The sequence below is a fragment of the Paenibacillus sp. JT31N11 genome (assembly GCF_056269285.1).
In genome coordinates this window covers 1-3,647 of record NZ_JBWDNQ010000051.1, presented here as the reverse complement: position 1 = coordinate 3,647, position 3,647 = coordinate 1, and the positions used below count along the sequence as shown (strand labels likewise).

At 44.5% G+C, this 3,647-nt stretch carries 3 protein-coding genes; all 3 read right to left on the bottom strand.

The annotated features are described in order from the left end of the window. Nucleotides 1-250: 250 nt before the first annotated feature. Nucleotides 251-463, bottom strand: coding sequence for a GNAT family N-acetyltransferase (locus AC0YNV_RS40500; protein WP_475773103.1), 213 nt, complete (start codon nt 461-463; stop codon nt 251-253). A gap of 89 nt (nt 464-552) precedes the next feature. After that, the gene (locus AC0YNV_RS40495; RefSeq protein WP_475773102.1) at nt 553-2,172 is read right to left on the bottom strand and encodes an FAD-dependent oxidoreductase; all 1,620 of its coding nucleotides are present in this window, start codon (nt 2,170-2,172) and stop codon (nt 553-555) included. A gap of 172 nt (nt 2,173-2,344) precedes the next feature. Next, entirely contained in the window at nt 2,345-2,965 is a 621-nt protein-coding gene (locus AC0YNV_RS40490) for a TetR/AcrR family transcriptional regulator (RefSeq protein WP_475773101.1), read from the bottom strand. Nucleotides 2,966-3,647 lie beyond the last annotated feature (682 nt).

The following is a 3,647-nucleotide window of genomic DNA, read 5'->3' as shown; positions in this document are numbered from 1 at the left end:
AATGTCTCATAGATTGCGAAGAAGCACAGTTTTTAAAAACCATAAAAGCTGGGTTTAGTTTCGTGCTGCCATTTTTAGGTCTGAGCTAATATTAATTTTCGGGGTAGTTGAATCTTAAGAACGCAGAAATTGATACAATTTAGCGGTTCCTTTTCCAAGTGGTGCATACTCTAAAAGGTGCATTGGTATCAAAGGGGTGCACACCTTTTAACGATCCCTCGAAAAATTGAAATATGATACAAGAAGCAAATCAGAGTCGCAATACAATTATTAGTTTGTCTTCGAAGATTTCGCCGTTGTCACGGAAGCCGAAGCTTTCATAAAGCTTTTTGGCGACCAAGTTTCCAGCCTTATAAGAAATCCAGCAGTAATATGCAGGCCCTACTGGAAAGGTGCAGATAAATTCCAAGATTTTTTTCATGGCTTCCCGACCATAACCCCTGGAACGTCGGTTTTTCAGCATGATGCAGGGCTTCTCCCTTCATTATCTTGTTTTTAGCTATGCCGTGTCTCTTTGAATTAATTCCCACTCCCACACTCAAATTTTTTTAATTATTTTTCTAAAGATAACAGTTGTTTCATCACTGATGACAATGTTTCGGTTGAATTTTCTACCTGACCAGAGCGCCAAGCGACAAAACCGTCTGGGCGGATAAGTACGGCTCCACCTGCTGGGATCCGATAGATTTTTTGCCACCGGTTTTCAGGATCTTGTAAGCTTCCTGTCTGACCAATGGTGAACATATCGATTGTTAGGTTGTTAAATTCAGCAGACACATATTGTGCTGTATGGATCCATGTGCTGTGTTCATCGGCTATAAGGGCAAAATTTTTGTTAAAAAGATCAATGGTGGAAATGGGGTTTCCATTTTGTTCTAACCAGAGATGGGGTGCACGTGTACCTGGTCTTCCATCAAGTTGTTCGACATATGGTGATAAGCTACTCTCTGAATCAGAGTGCTCAGCGATAACTGCTGATGAACGATATTGGTACCGCATAATGACATGATTATTACTTGTAACGGGAGATTTTCTCTCTTTTTTACTAACCATATTAAGCTGTCCTGTATTCGCGATCAGACCAGCTTGCTCGGTGGTAAAGTGAGAAACTGCTTTTCGTTCGACCTCATATGTGCTTAAGAGCTCAGGCGCGGCCATACCTTTTAGAACAGCAGCTAATTTCCAAGCTAAATTATGTCCATCTGCAATCCCTGAGTTTCCACCAAATCCTCCAGTAGGTGGCATGAGATGCGCTGCATCCCCGACTAAAAAGATACGACCGACTTGAAACCGATCTGCCACCTTTACCGCAGCTTCCCAAGGAAGGACACTGATCATCTCCACATCGAGCTCTGGATTACCCACTGCCTTACGGATCAATTGGATACAGCGCTCATCAGGGAAATCACTCAAGCTTTCTCCCTTGGCCGGATCGAAAGTCACATGGAAGGTCCAAAGATCGTCATTATTGATCGATACCAACGTTCCGGTCGCCTCTGGATGATTAATATTACAAATGCTAAACTCGCGACCTTCGACGTATGGTTTCAAATTGGCCCGGAAATACAAGTTCATATTATAGCTAAGCGTTCCGCGTCCGCTCATTTGGATCCCTAATGCTTCGCGAATCCGACTATTGGCACCATCGGCTGCGATCAAATATTGCGCGGAGATCGTTTCGCGAGTGCCTGTTTCACCATTCTGGATGATTGCTGTAACCCCTTGTTCATCCTGAGTAAACGAAACCAATTCCATATTAAATTGGACATCCGCTTGACGTTCTTGAATCGCCTGCAATAAGATTGGTTCCATTAAATCTTGGGTCGTAAAACTACCACGTGTTGGGCTAAGTTGTTCATTTTCAGCGACAAGCTTTTGAATCAAGTCTTTCATGGTTGAGAAATCTGCTTCGAGTAATGTATTTGCTTGGAGCAGTCCACCGCCACCTTTGCTTAAGGCTGCACCTGCTGCGCGAATCTGCTCTTCGATCTGAAAAGGGCGAAACAACTCCATCGACCGTGTATTGATCCCACGTGCTTTGGGATGAATAGATGTTCCATGATGCCGCTCAATCACGCAATAAGAAATGTTGTGATGACTTAAAAACAAGGCTGTTGATAAACCGACCAATCCTCCGCCAACGATCAATACAGGATATTTTTGTTTTTTCATAGTGTTTTCCTCCAATGTTATTGGTATATGAACTGAATATAAACAGGCTTAACTGGGGGAGCATTTTCCATTAACCTAAACCCTTGACATAATGACGATCGCAGGGAATTTTCTATTTGTAGGTTTTTCAACTGAACGTTCGTTGAGTTAAATAGACAAAAAAGAACGGGCCCTAAACGGACCACATCTTGACATAGAAGTCGACCATTCGCTCCAGCTGTGCAGAGTTTCTCTCTTTGCCAAATAAAATATGCTGGAAGGCACCGATCGCCACATGAGAGATTAGCTGGGACGACGCCATCTCAAAATCCATCTGACGGATTTCGCCAAGTTCCGCCCGCCTCTTCAAAAAACTGATTAATGCATCGGAGGGCTGTTCAGCCATACGATTTAACCATTCCAATTGCTCGTGCTCCACCAAGTTGCGTTCCCGGAGCAAAATCTGAAAGTATTCCTTGTCGTTCATAAACCGTTCGTTGAAGCCGTGAATCGCATTCAGCAGCACTTCCCGCAGTGGCAGATCGTTACGGAATGTACTTGCGAATGACGTAAGAATGTTGGCCATCCGCTTTTCTTGTGCATTTTGCAATACAGCCAGTAAAATTTCATGCTTGCCGCCGGGAAAATAATGATACGTCAGCGCCTCGGCCATGCCAATTTCTTTATTCAATTCGCGCATGGAAGTCGCATGAAACCCCTTCTCCGCGAAAAGCCGCCTAGCGATATCGAGGATCTGCTGTCTCCTCTCTTCCGCCAAGAGATCGCGGTTCGTTTTTCTTCCAGTGTTAGACAACAATTCCCTCTCCGCCTTTTCACTAAACGATCGTTGAGTTAATATTAAAATATAAATTCTCCCATGTCAAGTGGTTTAATAGTCAAAATATCGATCATTCACCGGCTTCACCAACATCCCCTTTTTCATACTGACTACAGGGTGAAATTCTGCGAATTCATGAGTCTGAGTGAGGAAACTGAATCATTTCGAGGGAGCGTAACAAGCGAGCGAGTAACGACTCTGCCTCATGGGTCATTCCCAATTGAAGAAGTTCATTCGTATGGCGCTCAACCATGATTCTGTTAGAACAGCTGTATGTTGTAAGTTCCGAATTGAAGCGAGGCATGCTTCTTTCAAGTGAGGGATTCTTGGGAGATATGCACTATACCCAGAGAGTCCGCGGTCAAAATAACGATGCCGAGATTCGTTGAAATCTCGACGAATAGCCTTCAAGGCCGGCCGCGTTACCGTTACCGCCGCTGAGAAGCGAGCAACGTCCCGCGCACCGAATGGACGACGCTGATCGGCGGAAGCCCGAACATGCGGGCGTATTTTACCGATTTGCTGGCAGCTTGTCTAATTCAACTAACGTACCCGTTAGGATTCCTGTAGAGCGTTAATTTTGAGCTTTGCATTAAAACGAGCGACTCCGGTACGATGGGGTAGTCACGGGTCATAGCCCTTTAACCATCTTAAGGAG

Excerpts from the sequence above, each read along its gene's own strand:
- AC0YNV_RS40500 (WP_475773103.1), bottom strand. The coding sequence starts at position 463 with ATGCTGAAAAACCGACGTTCCAGGGGTTATGGTCGGGAAGCCATGAAA.
- AC0YNV_RS40495 (WP_475773102.1), bottom strand. The coding sequence starts at position 2,172 with ATGAAAAAACAAAAATATCCTGTATTGATCGTTGGCGGAGGATTGGTC.